This is a genomic window from Chryseobacterium sp. SIMBA_038, assembly GCF_046535115.1.
GTDB lineage: Bacteria > Bacteroidota > Bacteroidia > Flavobacteriales > Weeksellaceae > Chryseobacterium.
The window spans coordinates 1-274 of the sequence record NZ_JAWRXH010000147.1; the positions used below are offsets into that span (position 1 = coordinate 1).

General features: G+C 60.2%; 1 protein-coding gene. It reads left to right on the plus strand.

Going from position 1 to position 274, the window contains the following annotated elements:
- Positions 1–217, plus strand: a 217-nt coding sequence (gene pilM / locus SB689_RS23055) for a type IV pilus biogenesis protein PilM (RefSeq protein ID WP_410694390.1), incomplete at its 5' end; no start/stop codon positions are given.
- Positions 218–274 lie beyond the last annotated feature (57 nt).

Here is a 274-nt window from a genome sequence, read left to right on the forward strand (position 1 = left end):
GTCCGTCAACAACTACGTCAGCAACGGCGCGGTCTACATCTATAACACTGCGCCGCCACAAGGCCTTGTGACAGCGATCGCGACACGCAGCTCTTATCTCACCACGGTAGGAACGAACGTCAATGGCCTTCTTGTCGGGCCGTCGATCGGGCCGGCCAGCCCATCCGTCAGCATTCCCGCACCAGTCCCGCAACAAAGCGTCGTCATAACACCGTAGACGCTCGAAAGCCTCCCCGCCGCCTCAGGCCCCTCTTTGTCGTCAGTTCGATAGCTG